This is a genomic window from Kaistella flava (ex Peng et al. 2021) (assembly GCF_015191005.1).
GTDB classification, from domain to species: domain Bacteria; phylum Bacteroidota; class Bacteroidia; order Flavobacteriales; family Weeksellaceae; genus Kaistella; species Kaistella flava.
Genome location: NZ_CP040442.1, coordinates 3,588,503 through 3,605,623, shown reverse-complemented (window position 1 = coordinate 3,605,623; position 17,121 = coordinate 3,588,503). Strand labels below are relative to the sequence as shown.

Below are 17,121 nucleotides of genomic sequence, written 5' to 3'. Positions count from 1 at the left end.
ACAAAACAATAACATATGAAGGACATTATGAAAAACTATTCCGGTATTATTTTACTCTTAGGTGGAATTATGGTCGGAAGTCTTATTGGAATATTTTTTCCCAATTTTGTCAGTTATCTGAAACCGCTTGGAGACATTTTTCTGAATTTACTTTTCGTAAGCGTAGTTCCTCTTATTTATTTTGCCGTTGCAAATTCTATTGCAAGCGTCGAAAAAGGCGGAAAATTCGGAAAGATTATTTCCTCTATGATTTTCACCTTTTTACTCTTTATCATCATTGCGGCACTTTTTACCATCGCTGTGGTTTACTTTTTTCCGACCGAAGCTTTGCCTTCAACTTCCAAAGAGATGATCGAAAATTCCGGAAACGATACTTGGGGCGACCGAATCGTAAGCTTTTTTACCGTGGGTGAATTTGCTGAATTATTTTCCAGAAAAAATATGCTGGCTTTGTTGATCTTTGCATTTTTAACAGGTACAGCAGCCAGAAAAGCGGGAGAAGCGGGAGAAGTTTTCCGAACTTTTTTAGCTTCGGGTTACGAAGTTATGAAAGAACTTCTACTTCTTGTGATGAAAGTGGCGCCCATTGGTTTAGGTGCGTATTTTGCTTTTCAAGTCGCCACAATCGGGCCTCAACTTTTTGGATTTTATGCAAAGCCGCTCGGCTTATATTATACGTCAGGTATTGTTTATTTCTTCGTTTTCTTTACGATTTATGCATTTGCAGCAAAAGGTAAAACAGGAGTTCGACAATTCTGGACGAACAATATTTATCCGAGTTTAACAGCAATTTCAACGTGCAGCAGTTTTGCTACAATGCCGGCAAATTTACAGGCAGCCGCAAAAATCGGAATACCCGATTCTATTGCCAACATCGTGATTCCAATCGGAAGTACGCTGCACAAAAACGGCTCCTCCATGTCTTCTATCATTAAAATTTACGTTGCATTTCTAATTATTGGAAAAGATTTTTTCGATCCAATGAATTTACTTTTAGCCTTAGGAATCACAATTTTTGTGAGTATCGTCGCAGGAGGAATTCCTAATGGTGGCTATATCGGAGAAATGTTGATGATCTCGGTTTATCAATTACCTGTGGAAGCGATTCCCGCGGTAATGATCATCGGAACTTTAGTTGATCCTTTAGCAACAGTTCTTAACTCAACCGGAGATACGGTTGCTGCAATGTTTGTCACGAAAATATCCGGAGAAAAATTTGAGGAACCGAAAGAGTTTGCGCCTTAATTCAAATACAAAAAAGGACTTCCGAAAATGGAAGTCCTTTTGGTTTATCAATTATTTTTAAAGTTTATTTGTACGCTTCAATTGCTTTATTAATCAAATCAATTTGTTGATTAATCGTTGGACTTGAAGGATTGGCTTTTAAAACGATCATCTTTTTGGCAAGACCATCTTTAAGAATTTGTACAATCATCATTTTCGCTTGTGGATTACTTCCAATTTGACCTTTAACCTGGGTTAAAACTTTGGTTAAATTTTCGGTAGCTTTCAAGTTATCAGAACTCATGATCCAATTAAATCCTTCTTCTGCTGAAGCACCCAATTCAGGATTCTGGAACTTTAGAAATGGATAAAACGCTGCTGTTGCGGCAATCGCCGGCATTTGTTTTTCGATTTTATTTTTGACGATAATCGGAAGAAGTTCGCCAATCAAATCATCACTCGCTCCCTCTAAATCAATTTTTTCAGCTAAAGAAGCTGCTCTTGTAGGATCAACTGCTGCAATGCCAGTCAGGGAATTTGCTTTTACTGAATTAGAAACAGCATTCAGTCCTTTTTCAAAAAGAGGAAGATATTTTTTGTCTTTTGTTTTTGCTAAAGCAGAAATCGCCGCGCCTTGAACTAAAGTTTTTGGATCATTAGAAGCCATTTTTTCAACTTCAGCAATCGCTGCTTTTGCCTGGTCAGGTTTAGATAAATCCAAACCACTTACTGCTTTCATTCTGATTCTGAAGTTCGAATCTTTTAAGCCCGCAACCAATACCTTTAAAAAAGCAGGATTCTTCGCAACGTTTTCTGCTGCATTTTCGACTGCAATATATCTGCTCAAGAATTCTTTTGAATTTTGATATTGGGTAAAATATTGATCAGCAGTTTTATTATCAGTAAACTCGGCAAGCAAAACTCCATCAGCGTTAATATTAACCAATTCAGGATTTTTTGAAACCGTAAAAGTGAAATTATTTTTCTCTTTCGCATCTACCCAAACATTTTTACGCGTCGGTTTTCCGTTTTCATATAAATCGATAGCCAAAGGAAACTGAAAATTCTGACTTCCCTGAGCTTGATTAATCGTTACGGTAACTTGTTTTTTAACGGGTTCGAAATTCGTGGTGTATGAAATTTTTGGATTTCCACTGCCGAAATACCATTGATTGAAAAACCAGTTTAAATCTTTTCCTGAAACTTTTTCTAAAGACAATCGAAGTTGATGCGCTTCGCCAGTGCCGTATTCATAGGTTTTTAAATAATCATTTAAGCCAGCAAAAAATGCATCGTCTCCTAAATAGTTTCTTAACATGTGAAGAATCGCGCCACCTTTATTATAAGAAACACCATCGAACATATCTTCACGAGAATGATAATTAAACCTCACCAAATCTTTTGAAATATTCGAAGGATCCATCATATATCCTTTAATTTCTTTCATCAAACCGTAATCAGCCACATCTTTTCCGTACTTATGTTCGTTCCACAGATATTGCGAATAATTGGCGAAAGATTCATTGACGGTCAAATTACTCCAACTTTCAGCGGTAACTAAATCGCCAAACCAGTGGTGAAATAATTCGTGCGCAATGGTTTCTTCCCAACGGTTTTCGTCAATTAAATCTCCCGGTTTCTGTTGAGCAGATTCCTGATGAAGAACCGCCGTTGTATTTTCCATCGCGCCGGAAACATAATCGCTGCCAGTAATCTGTGCGAATTTAGACCACGGATAATCGTAGTTTAATCTTTTAGAAAAGAACTCCATCATTTCCGGTGTGTTCCCGAAAATCTGTTTTGCATAAGGTTCATATTCTTTCTCCACATAATAATCGACGTCGAGATTTCTCCATTTATCTTTTACAATCGCATAATCTCCTACGCCCATGAAAAACAAATATGGCGCATGTTTTTTGTCCATAACCCAATGATCGGTTCTTAAACCATTTGTTTCTTTGGTCGAAGATTTCATAATTCCGTTTGATAAAGTCACGTATTTATCGGGAACGGTCATGTAAATTTCCTCGGTCGTTTTTTGGTTGGTTTTATCGATTGTTGGAAACCAAACCGAACTTGATTCCGTTTCTCCCTGAGTCCAAATCTGAGTTGGTTTATCTGGATCTTTTCCTTGAGCATTAATAAAATAAAGACCTTTTGCATCTGTAATTGCAGCACTTCCTTTTTGCGTCACTTCGTTCGGACGAGCGGTGTACTTGATATAAACCGTATAATCTTGATCCTTATTATAGGTTTTATCCAAATTAATTTTGAGCATATCCTCTTTATACTCATATTTCAAAGGAGTTTTACTTCCGTTTTTATCTAAAGCAACTTCATGAATCAACATTGCTTTCGCATTCAAAACCAAAGAATCGGTCGGGTAGAAATATGGCGCGGCAGTTAACCATTCTTCACCACCCATTTGTTCTTTTTGGTAATCGAAATTGACTTTCAGTTTCGTGTGTTTCAGTTCGGTCATTTTCGTGTGCGACGCTCTGTAAACTTCGGCTCTGCCGGAAGTTTCGGTTTGCGCAAAAACATTTCCCGAAAAGAGAATTCCGAGTAAACTAATGGAGATGAATAGCTTTTTCATTTATTTAAATAGTTTTTTATTTTAAAGAATAACCTTTACTAAATTTAAGATTTCTTGTTTACAAAAGTTTCGAATAAATCATTGACGAACGATTCATAGTCGCCACTCTTTAGCTGTTCCTTGCTTTTGTTAACAGCCTTTTTCAAATCACTTTCATCATTATCATGATTGATAAGTTCAACAGACTTAATGCCTTTAATTTGAATTAAAAGCTCGGTTAATTTGCCAAGATCAGCATTTTCTTCGAGGTTGATTTTTAAAGATTTCATTGAGTGATTGGTATATAATTTAAAAGGAAAGTTACAAAAAAAGTGAAGGATTAACTTCACTTTGGTTTTTCATTTTTTCAAATCTTTGCATTTAAACTTTGTCAAAGATTTGGAACTTTGACAAAGTGAGCTATATCGCAACCGGCGCTTTAATTCCCGGATCTGGTGAATAATTTTCTAAAGTAAAATCCTCAAAATCAAAATCGAAAATATCTTTAATCTCTGGATTGAGTTTCATCGTTGGTAAAGGTTTCGGCGTACGAGAAAGTTGTTTGTTAACTTGCTCGAAATGATTGTTATATATATGAACATCACCGAAAGTGTGTACATAATCGCCCACTTCTAAATCACAAACTTGAGCAACCATCATTAATAACAAAGCATAACTCGCAATATTAAAAGGAACTCCCAGAAAAACATCTGCGCTTCTTTGATACAATTGAAGCGATAATTTTCCATCGGCTACATAAAACTGAAACAAAGCGTGACAAGGCGCCAAAGCCATGTTCTGGATTTCCGAAGCATTCCAGGCAGAAACAATTAATCGTCGCGAATCTGGATTCTTTTTGATTTGATCAATGACTTCCGTAATCTGATCCACTACTTTTCCGTTGGCACCAGTCCAACTTCTCCATTGTGCGCCGTAAACAGGACCGAGATCACCGTTTTCATCTGCCCATTCATTCCAGATTGAAACGCCGTTATCATTCAAATATTTAATATTCGTATCGCCTTTTAAAAACCAAAGCAATTCATAAATTATCGATTTCAAATGGACTTTTTTAGTCGTCACCATCGGGAAACCTTTTGAAAGATCGTAACGCAGTTGGTAACCAAAAACGCTTCTGGTTCCGGTTCCGGTTCGATCGGTTTTATCGGTTCCGTTGTCTAAAATATGTTGAAGGAGGTCAAGGTAGTTCTGCATGTTTTAAAAGGAGTAATTGATAATTAGCAATAAGTAATATTGAAAATTTATTTAATGATTTACAAAAATAGGGATTTTTACCAAAGATTCTGAATCGTTTGTTTGGTATTATTTAAAGAAATTTCATCGTCCTTCTTTTTACCGAATAACGATTTACCTAAAGGACTTTCCGTAGAAATAACGAAAATTTTCTTATCCTTAAAAGTAATTTCACCCAATGAAACGGCAATGTAAAACAATCCTTTATCAGTTTGAACTAAACTTCCCAACCCAATTTTTTGATGAAGATTCGTATTGATTATTTTTAAAGAATTTCGAGCCTGAAGATTTTCATTCAACTGAACCTGCAGATTGTTGATTTGTTGCTGAACCATTTCCCGTGAAGTTTCATATTTGTCGCCCATCGAACTTTTGGTTTCGTTGTTTGATGCTCGAGTTTCAGATATCATTCTTTCCAAAGTTGCGATCTTTTCTGAAAGTTTATCTTGAATGATTTGAAGGATTTCGGATTTGTTCATTTTGGTTTATTTCGAAACCCTTTCAGCCTTCAGAAGGCTGAAAGGGTTGATTTTATCTAATAATTTTGATGACATAAAGTAAAGTTTTCTCTATCATCAAAATAGTCCAATACTTTATCTCTTTGAATTTTAGTTGGTAATTCTGAAAGGATCGTAGGATAAGAGCTCCATTTATACTCTTTGATATTCTCAACAACACCATAATGCTTTGGATTATTATGAATATACAAAATTAATTGCTTCAAATAATTTTCGTCCTCGATCATTTTTCGCTCAAATGGTTTTTCAAACAAACTGCCTGATCTACTATATCTTTTATTTATCGCCAACGTATAAGCATTGAAAAAATGAGAAAACTGTCTCGATGGATCAAAACTTTTAGGCTCTTCAACTGTTTAAAATTGAAAATCAGATGACACCAAATCCTCAACATCCTTAATTCTAATCAATAAATGAAAATGATTTCTTAAAAGACAATAGCAGTAAATCTCTGCAGTAGGAATAATATATTTTGCCAGAAGTTTTAAAAAATAACTATAATTCTCTTCTTCAAAGAAAATATCCTGGCTGTTATTTCCTCTGTTAAAGATGTGATAAAATCTCCCAAATTCAATTTTTTCAATTTGCATCACTTTTAATTTTAATTGTTTCCCAAAACCCTTTCAGCCTTTAAAAGGCTGAAAGGGTTATCAACTTATTTTTCCATCACAGCATATCCGCCAATCGGCAAGAAAAAACTTTTATCTTGTGCAAAATCTTTCACTGGACCGCTGAAAACATTTTTAAAAGTTCCAGAAACATTTTCATCATCAATCGTGAATGATACATTTTCCTTTGAAAAATTTAAAACCGTCAACACCTCATCTTTTCCATTCTTACGAACATATGCCATGACTTTATCATCTGCAGAAGTTTTTAATAAATGAGTTGAAGCAGCTGGATCTCCACCTCGTAGCGCTGGATTATTGGTTTTTAAATTCAATAAAGTTTTATAAAAAGGTGCCATTTCATAATTACCGTTCCATTCAATAACATCTTTTTCAAAAAACTCTAAGCGTTTCATATTCGGTAATTCCTGACCGGAATACACTAATGGAATTCCATCCCATGTCACAGAAAATACGGCTAAAGGTTTCGCAATAACTCCGTATTTCTCATATTCAGTTCCGTTCCAGGTATTTTCGTCGTGATTACTTGTAAACCAAGCTCTCATTGATTGATCTCCAATTGCAGAGTATTTTTGAAGCAAATCTTTCAGGTCAGAAAGCGGTAAATTGTTTTTGTAGTAGTCTTCAGTTTTGTGCATCCAAGTCCAGCTATAACTTGCATCGAAAACTTTTCCGTATTCCGGATTTTCGAGTTCATCAAATTCGCCGATGAAAAAAAGTGGTTTTATTTTTTCAACTTCCGGTCTTGCCTGTTCCCAAAAATCCACTTCGACCCAACTTGCAAGGTCACACCGGAATCCATCAATATTGGCTTCTTTCACCCAAAAACTCATGGCATCAATCATCGCCTGTCTCATCTGAGGATTTGAATAATCCAGTTCGATAATGTCATCCATCCCAGAAGCGATATGGAATTTTCCGTCGGCATCGTGCAGGTAATATTCAGGATGAGTTTTAGTCCAAACATGATCCCAACCAGTATGATTAGCCACCCAATCGATGATTACTTTGAAACCCATTTTATGAGCTTCATCAACCATATGTTTAAAATCTTCCATCGTACCGAACTCCGGATTAATCGAAACATAATCGTGCGCTGCATACTGACTTCCCATACTTCCCTTTTTCACTTCCTGAGAAATTGGAGTAATCGGCATAAACCATAACGTTTTAATACCCATTTCTTTCAGTCTCGGCATTTCTTTTTCGAAAGCGCGAAAGGTTCCTTCCTGGGTATATTGTCTGACGTTAACTTCGTATATATTAGTGGTATGTTTCCATTCGCTGGGTAAATCCATTTTTTTTGTATTTTTTTGAGTGCTGCAGGAAATCACTCCCAAGCTTAATATTGCTAAAAGAATCAGTCTTTTCATAGATAAAGATTTAGGACAAATATATTGTTTATTATTCAAATCCCCGATGAAGAACAAGGGCCAAATTGGCAATTGGTGATATATAACAGTCTTTAATTTTTCATTTCTAAAACTGATTTTTCTGCACAAAAAAACCCCGATTAATTTCGGGGTCATTTATATTGATTGACTAATCTTCGTCGTCATCGAAATCATCATTGTCATCGAAGTCGTCGTCATCATCAAAATCATCTTCATCCTCATCTTCAAAACTCGTTGCTTTAAGTTCATCCTCAAAACTTGGGAAGTCATCATCCAACAATGGCATTACTCCATTCTTTTTGCTTTTTGCTCCAGTTTTACTTGGTGCTTTCAGCGGTAATTTTCCAAATCTGAAAACAGTAATCGGATAATTTACAACACACTTCTCATCAATAATCTCTACCAATTCGCAGAAAAATTCCCACAAATCCATAAATCCATATTGGAAATGAATTTTGTCACCAGGCTTTGTAAATACTTCGTTGATGTAAACATCAGACATGATCTCGCCATCACCATCATCGCTCATATCCTCAAGCGGCACGGTTTTCACCACAATACCATCTTTATCTAAGATATTAAAAATAGACAAATCATCTCCCATCAATGAAAATGCACTTTTAATTCCTAAATGCAAGTTCCAAAGATTCTGCTTGTCTTTGATTTCAATATCCCTGAAAATATCTTCTTTGGTGTCTAAAATAATTCGGAGTTTGTAAACCATTATTACCTTAAATTTTTACGATTAGTTATTAGTTTTCTTCTTTAGAGTGCAAATATAAAACAATTGAAATCTGGTAAAAAAAATTATTACATCCTTTTTTTAAAAAAGTTTTGCTTAAATTTCTCGCCTAAATTGCTTTTTGCAAAGAAAAACTGAATCGCGTTCCTTCTAAATAAGTGCTTTCTACAGAAATATTTTCCTGGTGCGCTTCCAGAATATGTTTTACAATTGCTAACCCGAGTCCCGAACCGCCATCATTTCTATTTCTACTCGATTCTATTCTATAGAATCTTTCAAAAATCCGATGCAGCATTTCTGGTTTGATGCCCATGCCGTTATCTTCTACTTCAACCAATATTTTTTGATTCTGAACTTTAGTTTTCACGGTAACAGTAGCACTTTCGCGATTAGAATAATAGATTGCGTTCGAAATTAAATTGATTAAAACCTGAGAAATTTTCTGTTTATCCGCAATGACAAATATTTGATTAGAGCTCGTTTGCAAAACAATTCTAGTGTTTTTTTTCTGTGCTTCTAAATCCAAAATATCGATGAGTTCGCGAATAAGATGATTAAGGTCAAAGCGACTTTTAGTTAAAATTATCTCGCCACTTTCAAACTGATTAATCATATCTAAATCCTTGACAATATTCAATAACCGTTCAACGGATTTATCAATTCTTTCTAAGTATTTATCCCGAATCGCCAAGTTTTCTACGCCACCTTCCAGCAAAGTATCGACATAACCCTGAATGGTAAAAAGCGGCGTTTTCATCTCGTGCGAAATATTCCCCATATATTCTTTACGATAGGTTTCCATTTCTTTCATCGTATCGATTTCGGTCGTGTTTTTCAAATTGAGGTCAGAAACTCTTTGACCCAATTCTTTAAAATTCAAATCATTGTCCTCGTCCGTCAATTCTTCTGGTAAAATAGTTGAGATTTTTCTGATCTGTCTTTTTCCATAAAAATTAAAGAGAAAATCGACGACCACATAATTGATAATTAGCAGTGCAATACTACTAATAAGCATGGTACCGAAAAACTGCCAATCGCTATTGGAAAAATAGTGTTTCGCCTCATCAAAAACATAGATGAGCAAAAGCATCACCCCAGTAAGGAATAAAGAGGCAAGGAAAGTAAGCCGGTAGAATTTCATTTATATAGAATGGTTATTGACCAAAGTTACACAACTAATTTATAACCGATTCCTTTTAAAGTTTGAATAGTATTAATTCCCAATTTTTCACGTAATCTTCTGATATGAACATCGATGGTTCTTTCGCCCACAACGACATCATTTCCCCAAACTTTTTCTAAAATCTCTTCTCTTTTAAACACTTTTTCAGTATTTGAAGCAAGAAGATACAATAGATCAAATTCTTTTTTAGGGAGTAAAAAATGCTGTCCACTTTTGGTGACTTTTACATTATCTTTATCGATAACCAAATCGCCAATTTTAAGGACTTTTGCGTCATTACTAACTTTTGAAGTTAATTGTAAAAGCGCATTTATTTTTGAAGTAAGGACTTTCGGTTTAATGATTTTCACTACGTAATCGTTTGCTCCAGCTTGAAAACCTGCTAATTGAGAAAACTCTTCGCTTCGGGCAGAAAGAAATACGATGAGTGTATTTTGTAATTCTTTAATCTGGCGAAGTTCCTGACACGTTTCGATTCCATCTTTTTCCGGCATCATTACATCGAGGAGAATCAAATCAGGAATCATTTCTTTTGCTTTCTGGATTCCTTCATTTCCGTTGGTTGCGGTGGTAACTAAATATCCTTCCTTCTCCAGATTATAAGAGAGGATTTCTAAAATATCAACCTCATCGTCGATCAAAAGAATCTTTTTCTTGTGCATTGTTTACTTTTTATTCTTTCAAAATTACTCAAATTAAAGGTTCCAAAACCCATCAATTTAATAATTCATAATTAATTAATATGACCCCATTTTTGTTAAAGGAATGGTAAACAAAAGTTAAAACTGACGCAACATCAAATTAAGCCTTTATTTCTTCCTTTGCCTCGAAAGAAATCTAATAAAAAGAAGAAATGAAAGTAGCTAAATTAAGTATTGGTGTTCTGTTTTTAATAAGTGCATCTACAGTTCTTAATGCGCAAATAGGCTCTAATAAAGAGAGATCACTTGAAGAAGTTGTAATTAATGACAGCCTTAAAAAAGGAACGAAAAGCAATATAATCAGCGCTCCCAAAGATTCTAATTCGCAAAAAGGCTCTGATAAAGAGAAAACACTTGAAGGTATCGTATTTAAAGGGAACCTTAATAAAGGAACAGAAAGCAATATTATCAGTTTACAGAAAAAATCGGTTGAAGTGATAGAACGGGTAGGTTCCGCACAACTTGAAAAACAAGGAATTGGCGATGCCGCAACCGCAGTAACTAAAGCTTCGGGCACTCAAAAACAGGAAGGAAGCGGACAAATTGTGATTCGTGGTTTGGGTGACCGATATAATTCTACCACTCTTAACGGACTTCCTATCCCATCTGACAATCCGGAATTTAAGAATATTAATCTGGAAATCTTTAAGACTTCTATTATTGAATATATTTCTCTGGACAAAGTTTACAATCCTCGATTTTCAGGTGATTTCGGTGGAGCAAATATTAATATTGTTTCTAAAGAACATTCGGGAAAACCTTATTTTAAAGTAGGAATCGGAAGCAGTATTAATTTACAAACTTTTGATAAAGGGAACTTTAAACTTCAGGATGGCGACCCAGGATTTTTCGGATATAAACAAACCACCTTTAGAAAAGGTGATCCGAAAGTGCGATATCCATTTACGACCAGTTGGAATTTTAAAAATGCGGACAATCCTTTCAATTCAAATATGGACATTGAAGGCGGCGCAACCATCGGAAAGTTTTCTATTTTCGGATATGCCGGTTTTGAAAATAATTATGTGTACAGCGCTGGTAAAGAAGGATTTTACGATTCGACCGGAGATGCCATTAAAGCGTTAGATGTTGAGCGATACACTTACGGCACTAATTCTACTGCTTTGGTTAACGTGGCTTACAAGATTAATTCTTCAAATAAAATCAGTTTCACTTCCAACTTTATTCATTCTTCTGAACAGGATGCAAGATTTTTCAAAGGTTATATTCGTGAAATCGGAACCGATGTTATCATTAATAGAGGCGACAATAAAATTACTTCTACGATCATCAATCAATTATACGGAAATCATAAAGTGACCGATACCTGGACGGCAGATTGGGCGGTGAGCTACAATATGATGAACAGCAAAAGACCGGATCGATTGCAGAATACTTTCGATGCAAATACTTTAAATCTTATTGCTGCGAGCACCATCAATAATCACCGTTATTTCGATGAATTGAAAGATAACACGCTGAACGGATTTTTAAGTATTACCAAACAATTAGAAAATCTGAAGATAAACTTTGGTTATAACGGTTCGTATAAAGACCGACATTTTGACAACACTACGATTGGACTCAATTTCGCGATACAAACCGCAGTGGATCCTAATAATGTGGATGCTTTCATTAATCCTTCCAACAATGGAATTATTCAATACAACACATTCCGTAACGACAGCGAACGATATATTCCGTTTTATTATGGTTTTAAACAAAACATTCAGGCAGGATTTTTAAATCTGGATTATCAATTCGGCGACCGGTTTGTGGTGCAATTAGGTGGAAGGTTTGATTATATAGACCTACAAAGCAATTGGGATGACTCCATTTTTGGCAAAGATAAAAGCAACAAAACTTACAATAAATTCTTACCTGCTTTAAACGCGAAATACACCATTAATGACAAGCAGAATATAAGATTTTCAGCCTCAAAAACTTATACACTTCCACAGGCAAAAGAATTAGTACCAACGGGTTATTACGATGTTACCACCAATGTTTATGGAAACCCACATCTTTTTCCTTCAGACAATTATAATGTGGATTTGAAATGGGAACTTTTCAGTAAACCCGGCGAAATATTTTCTATTACGGCGTTCGGGAAATATATTCAGAATCCGATTGCCAGAACTACTTATTCTACGGCAGCGTCAAGTGATATGACTTACTTCAACATTGCCAATAATGGATATGTTGTTGGAGCAGAAATGGAATTCAGAAAAGATATTTATAAATGGGGAAATTCAAAACTATATACTTTCCTGAACGGAACTTATATGCACTCGGAACAGCAGCTGAAATCCGAAGCAGAATTCGCCAAAGAAAACGCAGGGAAGATTGTTCAGTTCAATGGACAAACTAAAGATGCCATCCAAGGTGTTGCTGATTTCCTTGCCAATGTGAATTTGGGTTACAATCAAAAATTCAGCAGCAACAGTACCGTTGATTTCGTGATTTCTTACTCTTATGTAGGCAAAAGTCTATTTGCTTTAGGAACCAATAAAGTCGGGAATTTCTATGAAAACCCAATCCATCTTTTAGACGCTAATCTGAAATTTAATTTCAAACAAATCGGAATAGGAATTAATGCCAAAAATTTGGTGAACTCCGAAAACAAAATAGAACAGGTAATCAACAATGTCGGTTACACGAACAGAAGCTATACCAAAGGAAGACAAATAGGCCTGAACTTATCTTACAAATTTTAAAAATCTAATAAAAGTAAACTTATGAAAAAGAATTTTTTACAAGCAGCATTGTGCTTTACGTTAATGGCGACTGCCGCTACAACAATCGTATCTTGTAGTAGAAGTGATGATGATCAAGAAGTGGCAATCCCTTCAATTGATCCATCAAATTTTAAAGGAACAATTGCTGCCGGAACGACTGTCACTCTAGACCCTTCGAAAACGTATAACCTCAACGGAAAATTGTTGGTGGAAAACGGAGCAACATTAATTATTCCTGCCGGAACAAAAGTAGTAGGAGCACAAGGCGCAAACTATCTGATTGTTGACAGAGGTGGAAAATTATTCGTAAACGGTACCGAATCTCAACCAGTGGTTTTTGAAGGTGCTCAACATACACAGGGATATTGGGGAGGAATTGTCATTTTAGGAAATGCGCCGACCAACAGAAGTGCTTCTGGAACATCTTCTTCAGAACTTGGAGATTTAATTTATGGTGGCACTAATAAAGCCGACAATTCTGGATCGATTAAATATCTCGTTATTAAAGACAGTGGATTTAAATACAATCCAGAGAAAGAGTTTAACGGTCTTTCATTATTCGGCGTAGGAAGTGGAACTACAATTTCTTACGTTTCTATTTTAAATGGTGGAGATGATGGGGTAGAATTCTTCGGTGGAAACGTCAACGCTGATCACTTAGTCGTAATTGGTGTTGGCGATGATTCTGTAGACTGGACGGAAGGATACCAAGGAACTATAGATTATGTTTACGCTGCAAGAGACAAAGCATTTTTAAACGCTGCAGAACCTGGCAACAGAGGTGTAGAAGCAGATACGCAAGATACTGATCCTAACACAACCAACGGAAACGGTGCATCGAATCCAACGATCAAAAACATGACCTTAATTGGTAACTCCAAAGGTTCGGAATCTCAAGGAATGAAGATCAGAGCAGGATCTAATGGAAAATTCGACAATGTGGTAATTGCTAATTTTACTACTGGTCTTGATTTTGAAACCGACAGAACTTACAACTGGTTCCTAGGTGGAAATTACATCACCAACGTTCGTTTTGTAAACACAGGAACCAACTGGAAAGCAAAAGCGACTACTGCGATGCCAACTCCAAATCTTGCCGGAGTATTCACAGAAAACAATACAGCAACAGGTGCAGGAAACGGAACTGCTTTACCAACATGGGCAAAAACATGGTCTGGCTATACTGCTTATGATATTGCAGAAGCCGGAAATTAATATCTAATTTAATATCAAATTAATTTTTTCATAAAAAGAAACCATCTTCACAGATGGTTTCTTTTTTTATTCTTCGTCCTCGTCTTCGTATTGTTCGAGGTAATAGGAAAATGAAAAGTCTTCTACTTCTTCATCTGCTTCCTCTAAAGTTGTGAGTAAATCTTCGAAATCATCCAATTGCTCAACACTCATATTCACGAATTCAAGATGCAATGGAAGTTCTACAAATCCGGTAATCGAATCGTAAAGTGCATCGAGATTATCGCCGAAAGTTTCAGGCAGTTTTAGTTTTTCTTTTAATTGCTCGAAGAAATCTTCCATATCTCCGATTTCTATAAAGTCAATATATACAGTATTCATATTTTTAGGTTGTGGGTTTAGGTTGTGGTTTTAAAGTCTATTCTTCAAAATTCAAAAATACTTTTAAACGCAAAGGCGCAAAGTTTTTTTTATATTCTTTCTAATTAATTACGGTCGCAAAGGCGCTTCGCTTAGCAATGGCTTTGAGTTGATTTTTTGTTCTTAATCTTTTTTGCTCTTATTATTTTTTGTCAAATGTTTTATAATGATTCTTCGTCAGCCAAACGTCGCCGTTTTTGGTGAAGATAATTCGGTCAGCATTTCGGTTTGAACAATTGTAATTCACGTCGGCTTCGAAATATTTATTTCCAGCTGGAAGTGTTTTTTCTCTGTTGCTAAAGTGATCTCCGCCAATTGCTTTTCCGGGAAGAACATCGCAAAGGTTTCCTTTTGAGGCAATCCAACCTTGTTTACGCGCTTCACTTTTTGTCAAATAATAATCTGGAAGTTCGTGATTGGTTTTCACATAATTAATAACCGTATTTTCTTCTGTTAAATCATTGATGTTTCCAGAGAAATTTGCGGATTCTGAATTTTTATTTTCGCTAAAGTTTTCATTATTATTTTCTTTAATGGAAACTTCTGATTGATTGACCTCTTCATTCTTCTTTTCATTTTTATAAGTGTTGAAAAAATGCATCGCCAGAAATGCGGTCAGTAATCCGATGATAAAGAAGAGGACGAGTTTTATTTTGTCTTTGTTCATAATGTTTTTAATTCTAAAAATTCTTTTTTGGCAAAGTATATTATGAGGAATGAATATATTAAAAATACGTAAAAACCATATTTCACATCCGAAAAGTTTTCTATAAATCCAGACTTAATAAATAAAATGGTCGAAATAATTAATAAAATAACATTCACAATCGCTAAATTTTTAACCAAATGAAATTTACTCAAAAATGATAAAATAACCATTAAAATTGAATTCAGAAGAATAAGTGAATAACACAATGATTCCCAAAAATCTATTTCCGCAAAAATTTTCGCGTCAAGTTCTCCTTCAAGAAGTAATTTAAAAAAAACTCCACCTAATTGATAAGTATTCAGATTCACATCTTCTGTTGCAACAGTATTTACATGGTTAACTTCTTCCGCTGGCAATGAAATTACTTGACTAACATCTTCCGTATTTGTTTCAATGGTTTCTACTTTCCCATCGCACATTCGTAAAAAAGGCATGAAGAAAATGAGAAAACAAATTGGAGTAAGATATTTTAATTTTAATGATTTCATTTTCTTTTTTTTTAATTTCGCCACTCTTCTGGAATATTACAAACCGGAATTGGTTGAATTTTATGTTGAGCAGCACGATTCATTCTCTGGAAAATTTTGAAAACTTCTAAATCTCTTCCTGAATAATCCGCTTCTGTTTTTGTTCCCCAATCTTTCTGAATCTTTTCTAATTCCGGATAAGTGGCACCAATTTGCTGTTCATCAGTTCTTGATTCATCCCACAATCCATCTGCCGGAATTGCAATTTGAATGGATTCCACAAGATCTAAAGATTTTGCCAAAGCATAAACTTCAGTTTTATACAAATCTGCAATCGGCGAAACATCTACTCCACCGTCGCCATATTTGGTGAAAAATCCAACACCGAAATCTTCCACTTTATTTCCGGTTCCGCAAACAAGAATACTATTGATTTGTCCGTAATAATATAAAGTAAGCATTCTTAAACGACTTCTTGTATTGGCAAAAGCCAGTTTCTCTGCAGGAAATTCTTCATCATTAACATCGAAGGTTTTATATAACTCTTCGAAAGCGGGAGTCAAATTCACCGAAATCGCTTCAACATTTGAGAATCGTTTTTTTAAATCTTCCATGTGTTCCCAGGCGCGATCTACTTCAGCAGAATTTTGACGAATCGGCATTTCTATTAACAAAGTTTTTAATCCTGTCATGGCACAAAGTGTAGAAACGACCGCAGAATCAATTCCGCCGGAAACTCCGATAACGTAACCTTTTACATTTGCTTTTGCAGCGTAATCTTTCAGCCAGGAAACTATTTTATCTGTTATTTTATCTGTTTGCATTTAATCTTTATTAAATTTCACTTTTTCTAATTCGTACCAATAACACGTTGCATTATCTAAATCATCAATAAAAGTTCCTTGTTCTTTGAAACCTAATTTATCTTTTAGAATTTTATTTGAATCTACATTTTGAATATCGACGCAAGCGTAAATTCCACCTAAATTCATTTTATTAAAACCATAATCTAAAACTGCCTTTCCTGATTCTGTTGCATATCCTTTTCCCCAATATTCCGGTAAAAAGCGATAACCTAATTCGTACACATTTTGGAAACCATTGAGAGATTCAGTTAATAATTTCAAACCGCTCCAACCGATTAAGAGGTTTGATTCTTTTTCAATAACTGCCCATCTTGCGATTCCGTTTTCTTGATATTGTTTTCTGATTTTCTTGATGGTTTCTTCAGATTCCTCCAATTTTGTCACTGGTTTAACGCCAATATATTTCATGACATCAGGATTGCTGTCCAATAAAAATACTCTTTCAACATCTTCAGAAATAATTTCTCTTAAAATGAGTCTTGGTGTTTCAATGAATATTTTTGCCAT

The 17,121-nt window shown here is 35.2% G+C and carries 18 protein-coding genes; 3 read left to right on the top strand and 15 right to left on the bottom strand.

Annotation, left to right across the window (positions count from 1 at the left end; all coding sequences use genetic code 11):
• The first annotated feature begins 15 nt into the window (after nucleotides 1-15).
• The gene (locus tag Q73A0000_RS16280) at nucleotides 16-1,245 is read left to right on the top strand and encodes a dicarboxylate/amino acid:cation symporter (RefSeq protein WP_193811952.1); all 1,230 of its coding nucleotides are present in this window, start codon (nucleotides 16-18) and stop codon (nucleotides 1,243-1,245) included.
• 64 nt (nucleotides 1,246-1,309) lie between these two features.
• Here Q73A0000_RS16280 and Q73A0000_RS16275 read toward each other — a convergent pair whose 3' ends face one another.
• The 10 genes from Q73A0000_RS16275 to Q73A0000_RS16235 all read right to left on the bottom strand — a co-directional run bounded on the left by Q73A0000_RS16275 (nucleotide 1,310) and on the right by Q73A0000_RS16235 (nucleotide 10,181).
• Entirely contained in the window at nucleotides 1,310-3,820 is a 2,511-nt protein-coding gene (locus Q73A0000_RS16275; RefSeq protein ID WP_193811951.1) for a M1 family metallopeptidase, read from the bottom strand.
• Between the two features lie 44 nt (nucleotides 3,821-3,864).
• On the bottom strand, nucleotides 3,865-4,089 hold the full coding sequence (locus tag Q73A0000_RS16270; protein WP_193811950.1) for a hypothetical protein: 225 nt from the start codon (nucleotides 4,087-4,089) through the stop codon (nucleotides 3,865-3,867).
• Nucleotides 4,090-4,219: 130 nt separating this feature from the next.
• Nucleotides 4,220-5,014: a thymidylate synthase gene (locus tag Q73A0000_RS16265; protein ID WP_193811949.1), complete on the bottom strand. Its 795-nt coding sequence runs from the start codon at nucleotides 5,012-5,014 to the stop codon at nucleotides 4,220-4,222.
• 77 nt (nucleotides 5,015-5,091) lie between these two features.
• Complete coding sequence (locus Q73A0000_RS16260) at nucleotides 5,092-5,532, bottom strand: GreA/GreB family elongation factor (RefSeq protein ID WP_193811948.1); 441 nt, start codon at nucleotides 5,530-5,532, stop codon at nucleotides 5,092-5,094.
• Between the two features lie 56 nt (nucleotides 5,533-5,588).
• Nucleotides 5,589-5,798 (bottom strand): hypothetical protein, encoded by a 210-nt coding sequence (locus Q73A0000_RS17055; protein ID WP_244140764.1) that lies wholly within the window; start codon nucleotides 5,796-5,798, stop codon nucleotides 5,589-5,591.
• Between the two features lie 129 nt (nucleotides 5,799-5,927).
• A complete protein-coding gene (locus Q73A0000_RS17050; protein ID WP_244140763.1) occupies nucleotides 5,928-6,161 on the bottom strand; it encodes a hypothetical protein in 234 nt (77 codons plus the stop codon).
• Between the two features lie 65 nt (nucleotides 6,162-6,226).
• Nucleotides 6,227-7,573, bottom strand: a complete 1,347-nt coding sequence (locus tag Q73A0000_RS16250; RefSeq protein WP_193811947.1) for an alpha-amylase family glycosyl hydrolase — start codon at nucleotides 7,571-7,573, stop codon at nucleotides 6,227-6,229.
• A gap of 169 nt (nucleotides 7,574-7,742) precedes the next feature.
• Complete coding sequence (locus tag Q73A0000_RS16245; protein ID WP_193811946.1) at nucleotides 7,743-8,318, bottom strand: IS1096 element passenger TnpR family protein; 576 nt, start codon at nucleotides 8,316-8,318, stop codon at nucleotides 7,743-7,745.
• A 127-nt stretch (nucleotides 8,319-8,445) separates the two neighbouring features.
• Nucleotides 8,446-9,477 carry a sensor histidine kinase gene (locus Q73A0000_RS16240; protein WP_193811945.1) on the bottom strand — a complete coding sequence of 344 codons (1,032 nt, stop codon included), beginning with the start codon at nucleotides 9,475-9,477 and terminating at the stop codon, nucleotides 8,446-8,448.
• A 26-nt stretch (nucleotides 9,478-9,503) separates the two neighbouring features.
• On the bottom strand, nucleotides 9,504-10,181 hold the full coding sequence (locus Q73A0000_RS16235) for a response regulator transcription factor (protein ID WP_193811944.1): 678 nt from the start codon (nucleotides 10,179-10,181) through the stop codon (nucleotides 9,504-9,506).
• Nucleotides 10,182-10,372: 191 nt separating this feature from the next.
• On the opposite strand from Q73A0000_RS16235, the gene Q73A0000_RS16230 reads away from it, so the two are divergent.
• Nucleotides 10,373-12,937 carry a TonB-dependent receptor domain-containing protein gene (locus Q73A0000_RS16230; RefSeq protein ID WP_193811943.1) on the top strand — a complete coding sequence of 855 codons (2,565 nt, stop codon included), beginning with the start codon at nucleotides 10,373-10,375 and terminating at the stop codon, nucleotides 12,935-12,937.
• 21 nt (nucleotides 12,938-12,958) lie between these two features.
• The gene (locus tag Q73A0000_RS16225; RefSeq protein ID WP_193811942.1) at nucleotides 12,959-14,173 is read left to right on the top strand and encodes a G8 domain-containing protein; all 1,215 of its coding nucleotides are present in this window, start codon (nucleotides 12,959-12,961) and stop codon (nucleotides 14,171-14,173) included.
• A 66-nt stretch (nucleotides 14,174-14,239) separates the two neighbouring features.
• On the opposite strand, the gene Q73A0000_RS16220 is transcribed toward Q73A0000_RS16225, so the two are convergent.
• The 5 genes from Q73A0000_RS16220 to Q73A0000_RS16200 all read right to left on the bottom strand — a co-directional run bounded on the left by Q73A0000_RS16220 (nucleotide 14,240) and on the right by Q73A0000_RS16200 (nucleotide 17,121).
• Nucleotides 14,240-14,533 carry a barstar family protein gene (locus tag Q73A0000_RS16220; protein WP_193811941.1) on the bottom strand — a complete coding sequence of 98 codons (294 nt, stop codon included), beginning with the start codon at nucleotides 14,531-14,533 and terminating at the stop codon, nucleotides 14,240-14,242.
• A gap of 181 nt (nucleotides 14,534-14,714) precedes the next feature.
• Entirely contained in the window at nucleotides 14,715-15,239 is a 525-nt protein-coding gene (locus Q73A0000_RS16215) for a ribonuclease domain-containing protein (protein WP_193811940.1), read from the bottom strand.
• On the bottom strand, nucleotides 15,236-15,769 hold the full coding sequence (locus Q73A0000_RS16210; RefSeq protein ID WP_193811939.1) for a hypothetical protein: 534 nt from the start codon (nucleotides 15,767-15,769) through the stop codon (nucleotides 15,236-15,238). Before Q73A0000_RS16210 ends, Q73A0000_RS16215 begins: the two co-directional genes overlap by 4 nt.
• An 11-nt stretch (nucleotides 15,770-15,780) precedes the next feature.
• Nucleotides 15,781-16,572 (bottom strand): NAD(+) synthase, encoded by a 792-nt coding sequence (nadE, locus tag Q73A0000_RS16205; protein ID WP_193811938.1) that lies wholly within the window; start codon nucleotides 16,570-16,572, stop codon nucleotides 15,781-15,783.
• Nucleotides 16,573-17,121 (bottom strand): GNAT family N-acetyltransferase, encoded by a 549-nt coding sequence (locus Q73A0000_RS16200; RefSeq protein ID WP_193811937.1) that lies wholly within the window; start codon nucleotides 17,119-17,121, stop codon nucleotides 16,573-16,575.